Source organism: Ruegeria sp. AG6 (assembly GCF_056541565.1).
The window spans coordinates 101,488-114,972 of sequence record NZ_JBQFYQ010000004.1 but is presented as its reverse complement, the minus strand read 5'-3'; the positions used below and the strand labels follow the sequence as shown (position 1 = coordinate 114,972).

10 protein-coding genes are annotated in these 13,485 nt (G+C 59.8%); 2 read left to right on the top strand and 8 right to left on the bottom strand.

The window, feature by feature from the left end; genetic code table 11:
• Positions 1–44 precede the first annotated feature (44 nt).
• Entirely contained in the window at positions 45–740 is a 696-nt protein-coding gene (locus tag ACR0I0_RS11250; RefSeq protein ID WP_170344959.1) for a CDP-alcohol phosphatidyltransferase family protein, read from the top strand.
• 21 nt (positions 741–761) lie between these two features.
• On the opposite strand, the gene ACR0I0_RS11245 is transcribed toward ACR0I0_RS11250, so the two are convergent.
• Both ACR0I0_RS11245 and ACR0I0_RS11240 read right to left on the bottom strand, forming a co-directional pair.
• Entirely contained in the window at positions 762–1,229 is a 468-nt protein-coding gene (locus tag ACR0I0_RS11245; RefSeq protein ID WP_152457211.1) for a hypothetical protein, read from the bottom strand.
• Positions 1,230–1,305: 76 nt separating this feature from the next.
• Positions 1,306–1,761 carry a methylated-DNA--[protein]-cysteine S-methyltransferase gene (locus ACR0I0_RS11240; protein ID WP_480491448.1) on the bottom strand — a complete coding sequence of 152 codons (456 nt, stop codon included), beginning with the start codon at positions 1,759–1,761 and terminating at the stop codon, positions 1,306–1,308.
• A gap of 134 nt (positions 1,762–1,895) precedes the next feature.
• On the opposite strand from ACR0I0_RS11240, the gene ACR0I0_RS11235 reads away from it, so the two are divergent.
• Positions 1,896–3,854: a lipase family protein gene (locus ACR0I0_RS11235; protein ID WP_171724446.1), complete on the top strand. Its 1,959-nt coding sequence runs from the start codon at positions 1,896–1,898 to the stop codon at positions 3,852–3,854.
• 40 nt (positions 3,855–3,894) lie between these two features.
• Here the strand turns inward: ACR0I0_RS11235 and ileS are convergent, their stop codons facing one another.
• The 6 genes from ileS to ACR0I0_RS11205 all read right to left on the bottom strand — a co-directional run bounded on the left by ileS (position 3,895) and on the right by ACR0I0_RS11205 (position 13,479).
• Positions 3,895–6,807 (bottom strand): isoleucine--tRNA ligase, encoded by a 2,913-nt coding sequence (gene ileS / locus ACR0I0_RS11230; protein WP_480491446.1) that lies wholly within the window; start codon positions 6,805–6,807, stop codon positions 3,895–3,897.
• A 164-nt stretch (positions 6,808–6,971) separates the two neighbouring features.
• Positions 6,972–9,680 (bottom strand): DUF2339 domain-containing protein, encoded by a 2,709-nt coding sequence (locus ACR0I0_RS11225; protein ID WP_480491444.1) that lies wholly within the window; start codon positions 9,678–9,680, stop codon positions 6,972–6,974.
• A gap of 178 nt (positions 9,681–9,858) precedes the next feature.
• Positions 9,859–10,569, bottom strand: coding sequence for a VIT1/CCC1 transporter family protein (locus ACR0I0_RS11220; RefSeq protein WP_171636806.1), 711 nt, complete (start codon positions 10,567–10,569; stop codon positions 9,859–9,861).
• A 60-nt stretch (positions 10,570–10,629) separates the two neighbouring features.
• Positions 10,630–11,619, bottom strand: a complete 990-nt coding sequence (locus tag ACR0I0_RS11215; RefSeq protein WP_480491442.1) for a YcjF family protein — start codon at positions 11,617–11,619, stop codon at positions 10,630–10,632.
• Positions 11,612–12,067 (bottom strand): GNAT family N-acetyltransferase, encoded by a 456-nt coding sequence (locus ACR0I0_RS11210; protein WP_209834923.1) that lies wholly within the window; start codon positions 12,065–12,067, stop codon positions 11,612–11,614. The genes ACR0I0_RS11215 and ACR0I0_RS11210 overlap by 8 nt, the downstream gene beginning before the upstream one ends.
• Positions 12,064–13,479: a YcjX family GTP-binding protein gene (locus ACR0I0_RS11205; protein WP_480491441.1), complete on the bottom strand. Its 1,416-nt coding sequence runs from the start codon at positions 13,477–13,479 to the stop codon at positions 12,064–12,066. The genes ACR0I0_RS11210 and ACR0I0_RS11205 overlap by 4 nt, the downstream gene beginning before the upstream one ends.
• Positions 13,480–13,485: the final 6 nt, after the last annotated feature.

Sequence of the window (13,485 nt, the reverse complement as noted above, 5' to 3'; positions counted from 1 at the left end):
GCTTTTGGTTTGCATCTCGGACGCGCATCAGTCATGACGCTCGCATGACACTCAGATTCAAAGCTCTTTCCGTTCATCTCTTTACTGCAACAGGCGCTGTTTTTGCCATGTTGGCCATGCTGGCCGCGGTCGAAGAGAAATGGAGCCTTATGTATCTTTGGCTTGTCGTGTCTTTCATTGTAGACGGTATCGATGGCCCGCTGGCGCGACATTATCACGTCAAGCACAACGCGCCCGAGTTCGACGGCGTTCTGCTGGATCTGATCATCGATTACCTGACCTATGTGTTCATTCCGGCTTTTGCCCTGTTCAAATCAGGGCTGATGGACGGCTGGACCGGATGGTTCGCGATCATCGTCATCACATTTGCCAGTGCGATGTATTTCGCGGATACACGCATGAAGACCAAGGACAATTCCTTTTCCGGTTTTCCCGGGTGCTGGAACATGTTCGTGATCGTGATCTTCGCACTGGAACCGAATTTCTGGATCATCCTGCTGCTGGTCACCCTGCTGTCGCTGGCCATGTTTCTGCCGCTGAAATTCGTTCATCCCGTGCGCACCGAGCGCTGGCGCAGCCTGACCTTGCCGATGGCGCTGGCATGGACGTTCTTCGCGGGTTGGGCCGCATGGGTCGATTTTCACCCCGAAAGCTGGGCCCATTGGGGGCTGGTCATCACCAGCCTGTACCTGACCTTCGCAGGCATCGCCCAACAGGTTGTTCCGCAGCGCCACGCCTGACGCAGCGCTGCCCGTTCCGTTTTACAGAACGTCCTGCACCTCGAACTCGGTGCCGTTATGGGTAAAGACGTCGCCCTTTTGCAGACCTGCCATCGCCAGATATATCGGGCTTTGGGTTGAAATGCCCATATAGGTCTTGCCATCCACTTCAAACCGCGTTGTCGAGACACACACGACAAATCTGCGGTTGTTGAACTTGATCACAGCTCCTGGCCTGACCGTGTCGGCAAGGCTGAAATCGGTATTTTCGATGACATCAATCTTGGCATGATGCGCATGAACCGGGGCATCGAAGGCAGCCGCCAGATCGGCGTTTTCCCGCGATGCGGCAATGTCATCCTTGTCGTGACCTTCCCTGTCATCCAACTGGGCATCTTTCAAAAACGCATCGTAATGCGCCTGCGCCGTTGCAAGCTCTTGCGCTTCAAGCGACATCAACCGGTCGATAATGGCCTTCTTGCGGGCTGCACGGTCTTGTTCAGTGGTCATGCAATGCGGTCCTTCAAATTCAGCAATGGTTACAAGTTGTGTCTGCAAAAAGCGGATTGCAACCGAATTTCGACGCTCAGATCAAAAGACCTGCCGCCCGCTCATGCCGCAACAGGGCAACTTTCGTCTCAACACCACCGTCGCCCGAAAAACCGCCCAGGCCATTTGCGGCCAGTACCCGGTGGCAGGGAACGATGACGGGAATGGGGTTTGATCCGCAGGCTTGGCCAACCGGCTGGGCGGGTTGCCCCAGTTCTTTGGCGATATCGCCATAGGTGCGTGTTTCTCCAAGCGGGATGGCATACATCAGGTCACAGACCCGCTTTTGAAACTCTGAACCGTCAATGTGATACGGCAGATCGAAACGGTCAAGCCGCCCTTGATCATAGGCCCTCAACTGGGCGGCGGCTTCGCGCAGCAGCGTAGTCGGCTCACCCTCGTCCCTGCCGTTCCAGACAAGCCGTGTAAGGGCCCCGTCTGTTTCTTCAACACCAAGTCGTCCGAACTGAGTTTCAACGGAAATCATCGCCATGGACCGACGGTTTCAGATCAAAGCGCCAAGCACAAGCGCGGGAATGTGCAAGACCACGCAAAACGTCATTTTTGGGCATTGGCGCCATTCGTGATACGCTCCTGCCGTTACTTAAAGAGATTTTGGAGAACGCAATGGGTCGACATTTGATCCTCACGGTACATGGAATCGGTGAACAAAAACCCGGCGAAACCGTCGATCAAGTCGTTGGCGCAGCAACAACTTGGCTGGATGGAAACCCCAGACCACCGATCGAAGTCGAACGCGGCATGATCGAACTGGCCGAATCCACCTTCGACGGAAATCCACGAAATGCAGAGCTGTTCGAAGTCAATCTGCGCACGGTGACTGACCCGGCTGTTCCTCAGGACAAGGCCCTGTTTGCCGAAGTTTATTGGGCTGATCGCTCTCCGGCCCCGAAAGGAGCGATCAAAACCGTGCTGGACCTGATTTGGGTCGTTCTGGCGTTGGGATATCTGGCGATGGACAATGTCGAGCAAACCCACATCCGAAAAGGCGTTGCTTCGGACCAACCCAATGGCAGGAATACACTGGCGGCACAGCTGGTACATCTTTTTACATGGGTCTTCTTCGGTGCGGTTGCGACGCTGAACGTATTTTTGTTGATCGGTGCCGCAGCGGTCATGACCGACCGGATACCTGTCTCGGTTTTCCAGAACCCTACCCTGTTGTTCTGGCTTCTGTTCGTGCTGTACGCCGGCGGAGCCATTGTCGGGCTGGGGCAAAGCCGATCCGCACCGACCTATCTCAGGCGGGTCTTCTGGCGAGGAATGCTCGCAATGGGAACAGCACTGACACTGTGCCTGGTCATTGGGCCGCTGGGCCTGAAATTGTGGGCATGCGCCCCTTCCGAAACCGGAAATTGCCCGCCGGCCCTGGAGCAATTCGTGGCGTTTCAGGTTTTTCTGCTCTCCATCTTCTGGGCCACTCTTATCTTCCTGACAATCATTCTTTACGCGTTGTCCGCCTGGACGTTGCGGATCAATGACACACTTTCAGAGCACAGGCGGCTGTACCCCAGCATCTGTGCAGGCATGCTGGTTTTCTGGATGTTCTTCATTTCCGGCCTCTGGTTGACCATAGAGCAATTACTGGAAACTGTTTCGGGCCTGTCCGGCGGTCAGCTGCAACGTCTTTTTGAAAGCAATTTGAACGAGTCCATCGAAACTCTCAGCGTGGCCTTTGTGGCCATCGTTCTGTTGGGGTTCGTTGGCGTCGGGCTTTTTGCAGGTCGCAAAACGTACAAGGCCAACCTTCACACCCGCAGCGGTCTGATTAGCCGGGCGATTGTAAACCGGCTGGCGCAGTGGGTCTTTCTGTTTGGTACAATCGTGCTGGTTCTGGTCACGATCCGAGAGATCGCAGCCAACCAGAGTTTTGAGGCCGCATGCAACGTGGGCATAGGTGAAACCAACCCGATCTCTTGGGCTTTGGACAGGTTGGCCTGTTCGCAGGGCGAGATCGGCCTGATCGTTCTTGGCGCAACTGCGTTGATGTACCGGTTTTCTGATTTTGTTTCCGCCGGGCTGGGCGTTGCACGGGATATCGTTACCTACGCCATTCGCGACAAATGCTATCTGGAAAAAGATCTGGAAACGCGGCAACGCAACTATCCGGATCGTAAGGCGATAGACGAGCGTTTCTATCGCACGTTGTACTATGTTCTCGATATCTTTCCAGCGGATCATATCACGGTGATATCCCATTCGCAGGGCACCGTGATCGCCACACAGATGCTTGCTGACCCACGTGTCCAAAGACGCATCGGCGGGCGGGCTCTGACACTCATCACGATGGGCTCTCCGGTCACCCATATCTATCAGCGCTATTTTCCCGAGATGTTCACCATCACCGCCAGTCAGTTGAACGCCGCGTGGTTCAACATCTTCCGGCAGGACGATTTTGTCGGAACCGAGATCGAGGGTGGGCTCATTTTTGCAAATCGAAACATCCCGGTCGATCCCGGCGGGCACACCGGTTACTTTACGGACTATCAGGTTTGGAAAGCCCTGTCAGATCCTGCCATTGGCTTTGATCTGTTCAATCCAACTCGGCAATCTGTGCAGACATAGCCCAAAATGCCCCCCGACTGAATTCGGGGGGCGCGTTGATTTATCCCAGCGCCTCATTGCAGCGCCCGCAGACGCCCGCGTGGGTGTGGCGGCCCACATCAGGCAGGATTTTCCAGCAACGCTGACATTTCTCGCCTTCTGCTTTTTCGAACACGACGGCAACGCCTTCGATTTCCGGCACACGGAACGCCTCGGCCGGGGCGGGATCGCCGGTCACGGTCAGGCCCGAGGTGATGCACATGTCGTCCACGTCGAACGTGGCCAGCAGATCGCGGGTATCACCATCCTCGACATGCACGATCGGTGCCGCCTCGAGGCTGGAGCCGATCACCTTGTCCTGACGCTGAACCTCGAGCGCGGCAGTCACGGCCCGGCGCACACGGCGCACCTTGGCCATATTGGCCTCAAGCTCGGCATCGCGCCAATCGGCGGGTGTGTCCGGGAAATCCACCAGATGGACCGAACTGTCATCGCCCGGGAACCGCTCCAGCCAGACCTCTTCCATGGTGAAGACCAGAACCGGGGCCAGCCAGGTGGTCAGGCGGTGGAACAGAATATCCAGAACAGTGCGCGCGGCGCGGCGGCGTGTGCTGTCCCCGTCGCAGTACAGAACATCCTTGCGAACGTCGAAATAGAAGGACGACAGATCAACCGTCGCAAAGTTGAACACGGCGCTGAAAACACCCTGGAAATCAAACGCGGCATAACCCTTGCGCACCTGCTCATCCAATTCCGCCAGACGGCTGAGAACCCAGCGTTCCAGACGCGGCATATCCTCGGGCACGACGCGGTCGGCCTCGGTGAAGTCGGCCAATGAGCCCAGCATGAACCGCATGGTGTTGCGCAGACGGCGATAGCTGTCGGCAGTGCCCTTCAGAATCTCCGGCCCGATCCGCTGGTCGGCGGTATAGTCGGTCTGAGCCACCCATAGGCGCAGAATATCGGCGCCGTATTGCTTGACGACCTCTTCCGGCACGATGGTGTTGCCCAGCGACTTGGACATCTTGTTGCCCTTGGCGTCCAGCGTGAAACCGTGGGTCACTACGTTGCGATAGGGCGCGCGGCCCTTTGTGCCGCAGGCTTGCAGCATGGACGAATGGAACCAGCCGCGGTGCTGGTCGGTGCCTTCCATGTAGACATCGGCAATGCCATCCTCGGTCCCGTCCTCGCGATCGCGCAGAACAAACGCGTGGGTGGACCCAGAATCGAACCAAACGTCCAGCACGTCAAAGACCTGTTTGTAGTCGTCCGGGTTGGCGATTCCGTCGAGGATCTTTTCCTTGAAACCGTCGGTGTACCAGACGTCGGCGCCGTCCTTCTCGAACGCTGCCTTGATGCGGGCGTTGAGTTCGGCGTTGCGCAACAGGTAATCCGCGTCGGTGGGCAGAGCGCCCTTCTTGGTGAAGCAGGTCAGCGGCACACCCCATGCACGCTGGCGCGACAGAACCCAGTCCGGGCGCGCCTCGATCATCGAATACAGGCGGTTACGACCCGTCTGCGGGGTCCATTTCACCAGCTCGTCGATGGAGCGCAGAGCACGTTCGCGGATGGTGTCGCCCATCTCGCCCATACCGTCATCCAGCTTGCGGTCGACGGATGCGAACCACTGCGGCGTGTTGCGGTAGATGATTGGAGCTTTCGAGCGCCACGAATGCGGATAGCTGTGCTTGATCTTGCCGCGCGCCAGCAGCCCGCCGACTTCGGCCAGCTTGTCGATGACGGCCTTGTTTGCGTCACCCTCGCCGCCCTTGCGGGACAGGATGTATTTGCCGCCAAAGAACGGCAGATCAGCACGGAACGAGCCATCGTCCATCACGTTATAGGTGATGACCTGCTCCAGCATGCCCAGATCACGGTACAGCTCGAATTCCTCCATCCCGTGGGACGGCGCGCAGTGGACGAATCCAGTACCTTCGGTATCGGTCACGAAGTCAGCGGCGCGGAAATCGCGGATGTCGTCCCATTCGCCATTGCCGCCATCGGCGCCGGCCAGCGGGTGAAGCAGCTGAACGCTCTCCAATTCGTCGGCAGTCACGTCACGCACACGGGTCCACTGATCGTCGTTCAGACGGGCACGGCCCAATACATCGGCGGCCAGGTTGTCGGCCAACAGGAACTTGTCGCCTACCTTGGCCCAGCATTCTTCCGGCGCGCCGGTGACTTCGTAGAGTCCATAGGAGATGTCTTTACCGTATACGACGGCCTTGTTCGACGGCATGGTCCACGGCGTGGTCGTCCAGATCACCACACAGGCGTCATCCAGATCACCCGCGTTGACGATCTTGAACTTCACCCAGATGGTGAAGCTTTCCTTGTCGTGATACTCGACCTCGGCCTCGGCCAGGGCCGTCTTTTCGATGGGCGACCACATGACTGGCTTTGAACCCTGATAGAGCGTGCCGTTCATCAGGAACTTCATGAATTCGTCCGCAATCACCGCCTCGGCGTGATAATCCATGGTGATGTAGGGATCGGGCCAGTTGCCAGTGATGCCCAGACGCTTGAACTCTTCGCGCTGCACGTCGATCCAGCCTTCGGCGAACTTGCGGCATTCCTGACGGAAATCGACGATGTTCACCTCGTCCTTGTTCTTGCCCTTCTTGCGGTACTGTTCCTCGATCTTCCATTCGATCGGCAGGCCGTGGCAGTCCCAGCCGGGGACGTATCGCGCATCAAAGCCCATCATCTGATGGGATCGCACGATCATGTCCTTGATGGTCTTGTTCAGGGCGTGGCCGATATGCAGGTGACCATTCGCGTAAGGGGGGCCATCGTGCAGGGTAAAGGGCGTGCGGCCCTTTTTCTCGCGCAGGCGGTCATAGACACCGATGGTCTCCCACCGTTCCAGCCATGCGGGTTCGCGCTTGGGCAGGCCGGCGCGCATGGGGAAATCGGTTTTGGGCAGGTTCAGCGTGTCTTTGTAATCAGGTGTCTGGATCGTGTCGGCGCACATTTGGGGCGTCCTTTGGATGATCTGGTCGTCTATTGGATCGAAGCGGTCGGTGCGAAGTCTCAAACACCTTTGCCCGGCGTCTCAGGAGGTCAGAGCGCCGGGGATATAATTCGAATAATGATGGCCATCCGGTCATACATGGCGCGCTTATATGACGCCGGCACCTAATGGTCCAGAGGTTCTGCCCGCTGCGGCGAATGGCGCAGTTTCGCCCACCGGTTCAGCCACGCAAGACCGGCCAGCGCAAGGCCCAGCGCCAACAGCGAAAACACCCGGATCAGGCCGCCCAGACCGGCGATGTCGATCAGGAAGACCTTGGCCACCGCCAGCCCGATCACCGCCAGCCCGGCCTTGCGCATCAGGTCGGATCGGCGGGCAAGAGATTGATAGAACAAAGCGGCCCCGATCAGCAGCAGCACCAAAGTGTAGGTATACAGTTCCGGCTGGGTGACGCCGTTGCCTTCATACATACCCGCCGCGCCCTGCCAGACGTGACGGATGGTCAAACCCAACCAAACTGCCGCCAACGTCCCTGCAACGGCAAAGCTTGCTTGCATGATCGGTTTCGGCATTTCCCGGATCCTCCAGACCGATCCGCCGATGGCCAATGCGGGCAACAGATAAGCAACGGCCAGCGTATTCAAAACCGGCGGCCCAAGCACCGGATCCGCATTCGGATCAAACAAGGGGTTCTGGTCCGCCAATGCCTGCAACAGATAGAAAAGGCCATGCCCCGCAAAGAACAGAGCAAGCAGGTATCGCAGATAGTTCAGTTTGCCACCCAGCCCGAACCTCTGCACCTGCGCGAACGCAAGCAAAAGCCAGATGACGGCCAGCAGACCCAGGCCCCAATGGCTGTTGTCAGCGCCGCCCTCGCCGAAGCCTTCAAGCCAACGCAGCAGCAGCAATGAAAGCAGGATACCCGCTGTCGCCCAGGCCGCGCTTTCCAGCAGCAGCGCCGCCAGTGGGCGCTTCAACGGACGCAAAAGCCTCCAGCCCACGACAAATCCCAATGTGGCCGCGCCATAGACCATCGCCACCTCGGACACCGGAGCGGAATTGGCCCAGTCCAGCCCGGGATCAAGCACCAAACGCACCGTGACGGAAAAGACACCGGCCCAGATGAACCAGCTCATCGGCGGCAGGATGAACCTGCGGTCCAACGCGGCCGCAACCACAACGCTGGCGACCAATGCAACCGTCAGCGCCGCCGAGCTGAGCACGATGACGCAGGCAAAGACCAGACACGACAGCATGGACAGGGTGGCCAGTGCCGCCCGCATCCGGTCATCGCCGTCAACGCGGGCAAAGCGTTCAGCCAGAACCACCATCAACACAGCCAGCGCAATCGCGTGGAGCGCCCAAGGATAAGCCCCGATCACCGAAGCCGGATGCCAGCCTATTTCCAGCGCGATGGCCAGCACAGGGGCAAAAAGCGCGGCTCCTCCGGCCCAGACGGCGCGATACTGGCTTGCCTTGAATGACCGCCACGCCATCAGGGCCGACATCAAACCTCCCAAAGCGACGAGAACAGTCACCACCATCGGATAGTCGGCCTCGGGCGTTTCCGCGTAAGTGGCCGCGAACCGGCCCAGAACCGCGCCATCCTCAAGCCCGTGAGAGGCGACAAAGACCACCAAACCGGCCGCAGGCAGGACAGTCAGGTCCCGAAGGGCCGGTGCATCCTTGGCCCAGAGGAGCAGCGCCAGAACAAGGGCAGACAACAGGCTGACGCCCAACCAGAATTCGGACTCTGTATCCGCCCAATGCCAGGACAGGATCACCGTACTTGCCGCGATGGCCCCGGCGGCCAGTCGAGTTGGGAATTCTGGCCAGGGGCGGGCCTTTGGGCGGCGGATCATCTCAGTCAGCATGGGGCCCGCGTGATTTGGCCAAATGCGCCGCACCGGAATGGCGGTTGCCAAAAGCGCCAGCACCGTTGCCGCGATCAGGTATCCCGATTCCCTACTCGGCGCGCCCATCACCAGAAGCAGATTCGCCGCATAGGCCCCGAACAGTGTCAGGACCGAGATCCACGCCCAGCGCCGTACCGTGTCGATACCCAGACCCAAGACGGCGACCAGCAGGAAATACGCGTAAAGCCACGACGGATCATCGGACGTGCCCCCGACCAGGAAAGGCGCCGCGAAGGCACCGGTCAAACCGACCGCAGCCAACAGCGGACCATGGAACCACCCCAGAACGAGCCCCACCAGCGCGACAACGACCATCCCTGCCAGTGCCGTTTCGGCACCGATCAGGTTGTACAGCTGGCGCGCGGACAGGATGGCCCCGAACAAAGTGACAAGCCCGGCACCGGAAAAGACCGAGGGCAGATAGGCGGTTGCCACCGCTTCGTCATCACCGAACTTGCGGCGCAGGACTTCTCCTCCGATGATCAGAACCGTGCCGAAACCCAGGGCTGCGACGACACGGGCCGCCGGCGGCAGCAAACCGTTTTCGACGCCGTATTGCACAAGGAAAATACCGGCCAGCGCCAGAGACAGGGCCGAAACCACATAAAACCAGTTCTCGCGCAGCCACGCTCCCAATGCCGCAAACCTGTCATGGCGAAACACGACAGCCGGAGAAGAAACCTCTGCATCCTGAGCGTCGGCACTGTTGTCTTCCTGCCGCTTTGGAGCCGACCAGGGTGCCGGCCTGCGCGGCTTTTCTTCAGCAGCAGGATGCGGTGCAGGCGTTTCCTGTTCCGGTTGCGGCAGGACCGTCGCATCGCCTGAGGCCAAGGCGTCGATTTGCGCTTCCAGCTGCTCTACCCGGCGACGCAAACGGGAATGCCCGACCAAAAGAGCGATCAATGTCACAGGGATGGCCAGAACAATCAGGCCAACAAGAACAAGCAGCGATTCCAACCGAGTCTCCGATCCTTTTGGAGGTCAGGCTATCTTGAGCCGTCCGAAAGTGACAGTCAGGAAAGCTGTGAACCGATCTAAAGCACCGAAATCGCCGGGCGCGCGATCGTCGGCCTGAAAAGGTCCGGGGTCTGCGGTAAGGCCCACTGCAACAACCGTCATCCCAGCGCCGCAAATTTCATGGGTGGAACAGGGACCCGACGAGATACGCGATCAGCGCGGCCAGCCCGCCGATCAAAAGCGTCTCGATCCCCGACCGCCACCAGGGGGCCAGTGACCACCGGCTTTTGAGCGCGCCAATCGCAAAGAAGACAGCCATGGTCATCCAGGCCGAGATCGCAAACGCGTTCGGCACGGACACCAGAAACGGCAGCAATGGGATCATCCCCGCCACCAGAAACGCAAAGAACGTGGCCAATGCGGCTTTCATCGGATGCGGGTCGACACTGCCCAGACCATATTCACCTTCGATCATCAGGTTGATCCAGTTTTCGGTGCTCGAGGTGATCTCTGCCGTGGCCTCGATCAGAATGTCGCCAGACAGCCCTTTTTGCGCAAGGATCTCTCGCACTTCTTCGCGCTCACCATCCGGGTACAACGCAATGTGGCGTTCCTCGACCGCGCGGATGCGGCGAATGTTGTCCAGCTCGGCCTTGGTGCCTGAATAATTGCCCGCAGCCATCGAAAACCCGTCAGCCAGAACATTCGCCAGGCCAAGCGCCACGATAACGAAAGGGGAAAGACCTGCCCCTGCAACGCCTGCCACAATGGCAAATGTGGTGACGGACCCGTCGATGCCGCCATAGACGACATCGCGCAACACGCCGCGTCCGGGCGGTGCGTTGATCCGTTCGGCGATTTCCTGCGGGCTGTGACCGTGATCCGTCATGGCTGGCTCCTTTGACACATTCAGTGTGCCGAAGCGCAGGCCGGGGCGCCTTGCTTTGGATCAACCCTTGGAAAACAGGCCCTGCAAGGCGCGTTTGATGATGCCCCGCGTCGAAGGTTTGTGCCTGTCCGAGAAGGGCAGCGGGCGGCACACCTCCATCGCGGCCACACCCACACGAGCGCTGAGTGCCCCGTTGACCAGACCCTCGCCGAACCGGCGTGACAGTTTGCTCAGAACGGAACCGCCCAGGACAGGCTCCAGCAGATCATCGCCGACTGCAACCGCCCCTGTCGCCACCAGATGCACAAATACACTGCGGGTCAGACGCCAGCCGCCCAGCGTACCCGCGCGCCCGCCATAGATTTCGGCAACCCGGCGGATCATCCGCAATGACGCGGCCAGCGCGGTTATCACATCCGCAAGCGCCAGCGGCACCAATGCGGTCACGGTTGCAACTTGCCGGGCCGCGGCCTCGACCTCGCGGCTGGCGGCTTGGTCCAGAGGCGCCAACAGCTCAACTTCGGCAAGTTCCAGCAGAGCTGACGCATCGAACTGATCCGCCATCCGCTCGGCCAATCGTTCGCGGCCCCAGCGTGTGTCTTCCCGGCCCTTGTAGAATGCGATGATACGATTGGTGACTGCGCGGGCCTGAGCCAGATCGTCCTCTGCCAACGCGGTATCTGCGGCCCGGCGCAGGCCATCCACACGGGACAATCGCCCCAATGCGGCCAGTTCACGGATTGCGATCATAAGCGCCACAAGAACCAGCGCGGCGATCAACCCGGTTACAATCCACCCCAAAACAGGCGTTCGCGCCACCAGCGAAGTTGCAAAATCCCACGCGGCCACCGATACGGCCGCCCCGACCACTGCCAGGACCAGCCCCCAGAACCAGCGCGCCAGAGCCGATGGCTTGCGCGCCGCCAGCCGCGCCGCGCCTTGCATCGCCTGCCCTTGTGGTTGCGTGATGTCCGGCACCGGCGGGGCCTTGGCGACATCGGCAGGGGGTTCATCCGTTTCAAGATCGATCAAAACCGGGCCTTTAGCCATTGATCACATCCTCGCTGCACCAGACAAACCGTATGTCCGGCAGGTTTTCGTCGTTGTCCGCCCCATCGCTGCGGGCCACCTCGGCAAAGCCGTTACGTTCATAAAATCGGCAGGCTCGGGCATTGTTCTGAAACGCGTACAAGCTCAGCTCTGAGCGGGCCGATTTGGCGTGATCCAGCAATTGCCGACCAATCCCGCGGCCCCGAACCGAAGCATCCAGATAAAGCGAATGGATTTCACGACCGTCGAGCGCCAAAAAACCAACAACGCCGGCCTCGGTTTCGGCCACGGTCACCCATTCCAGATCAATCATTCGACCACAGAAAGCAATTGTCTCGGCACAGCTGTGCAATTCAGGCATCCAGTCGTTTTCCAAGGCGAAACCGTGCAGGATCGACCCGATGGTGCCCGCATCCGTCGGGCGCGCGCGGCGCAGAATTGTCGTCACAACCGATCTCCGATCAAGAACTGTGCCGCCCTGTCCAGCCGGATATGCGGCGGGCCATCACCAGGTTTTAGCGACAGCTTTGCCGGGGCAAAGGCCATGAAGCCGTAATCTTCGTCCAACCACGCATCAGCCCCGTTTCGGGCCGGACCCAACAGATGCGCTGGATCCTCGGGCAATTCTCCCGGGTAGAAGGCGGCCTGTTTGCCGCTCTCCAACAGGGTACCCCGAACGCATGGCAAGTCTGTCCCGTCGTGGTGGCGCAGTTCTTCGGTCGTAGCACGCAGCGAAGCCAGAGACAGGGCCTCGGTCCGGGCTCCGGCGAAATTCGCCCGATCACGCGCCTCGCGCGTCAACGCCTCGATAATCGCGGTCAGGCGGGGATGCTGCATGTGGTGCAGGTGGTCCGCTTTTGTCGCCGCAAAAAGGATGCGTTCAACCCTTTTGCCCAGCAGCAATTGGCTGAGCCACGCGTTTCGGCCGGGGCGAAAGGCCGACAGGATATCGGCCATGGCGCGGCGCATATCCTCGACCGCCTGTGGACCTTTGTGAATAGCGCCCAGCGCATCGACGAGAACCACCTGCCGGTCGATGCGCGAGAAATGATCGCGAAAAAACGGTTTCACGACCTGGGCTTTATAGGCTTCGTATCGCCGTTCCATCTCGCGTTGAAGCGTTCTGCGCCGCGACGGGCCAGACACCACCAACGGCGCAAAGGTCAGAACCGGAGATCCGGCCAGATCCCCCGGCAGCAGGAACCGTCCGGGGGTACAGTCGTAATACCCCGCTTCACGCGCCTGATTGAGATAGGTTGTGAACGACGATGCCAGCGCCCGCGCGGTCGGCTCGTCATGTGCGCCGGACGGGTCTGCGGCATTGACCTGCCCCAGATACTCGGCTGCCTCCGTGCGGGCCTCAATACGCGCCAGTGTTTCCCAAGACCAGTCTGCATAAGACTTGTCCAGCAGGGCCAGATCCAGAAGCCATTCGCCGGGGTAATCGACGATATCCAGATGGACGGTGCGCGGTCCCTGCAAGCCAGCAAGCAAGCCGGCTGGGCGGGCTTTGAAGGACAGGCGCAGCTCTGACACTGCGCGTGTGCTGTCCGGCCAGTGCGGTGACGGACCCGTCAGGGCGGACAGGTGCGCTTCATAATCGAACCGGGGCACGGTGTCATCCGGTTGGGGTTGCAGATAGGCGGCATTGATCCGACCTTCCTGCTGCGCAACCAACCCGGTCATGCGCCCCCGATCCAGCAGGTTCGCCACCAACGAGGTGATGAAAACCGTCTTGCCCGATCGCGCCAACCCGGTGACACCCAGGCGGATGACAGGCTCAAAAAACGTCTCGGATACGCTGTCGCCGATGGTTTCGACGCCGCGCACAAGACTGTCTGCCAGAGATGAGATGACCAATCTGTC

Excerpts from the sequence above, each read along its gene's own strand:
- ACR0I0_RS11240 (WP_480491448.1), bottom strand. The coding sequence starts at position 1,761 with ATGGCGATGATTTCCGTTGAAACTCAGTTCGGACGACTTGGTGTTGAA.
- ACR0I0_RS11215 (WP_480491442.1), bottom strand. The coding sequence starts at position 11,619 with ATGGCTAAAGGCCCGGTTTTGATCGATCTTGAAACGGATGAACCCCCT.
- ACR0I0_RS11250 (WP_170344959.1), top strand. The coding sequence starts at position 45 with ATGACACTCAGATTCAAAGCTCTTTCCGTTCATCTCTTTACTGCAACA.
- ACR0I0_RS11220 (WP_171636806.1), bottom strand. The coding sequence starts at position 10,569 with ATGACGGATCACGGTCACAGCCCGCAGGAAATCGCCGAACGGATCAAC.
- ACR0I0_RS11235 (WP_171724446.1), top strand. The coding sequence starts at position 1,896 with ATGGGTCGACATTTGATCCTCACGGTACATGGAATCGGTGAACAAAAA.
- ileS (WP_480491446.1), bottom strand. The coding sequence starts at position 6,807 with ATGTGCGCCGACACGATCCAGACACCTGATTACAAAGACACGCTGAAC.
- ACR0I0_RS11245 (WP_152457211.1), bottom strand. The coding sequence starts at position 1,229 with ATGACCACTGAACAAGACCGTGCAGCCCGCAAGAAGGCCATTATCGAC.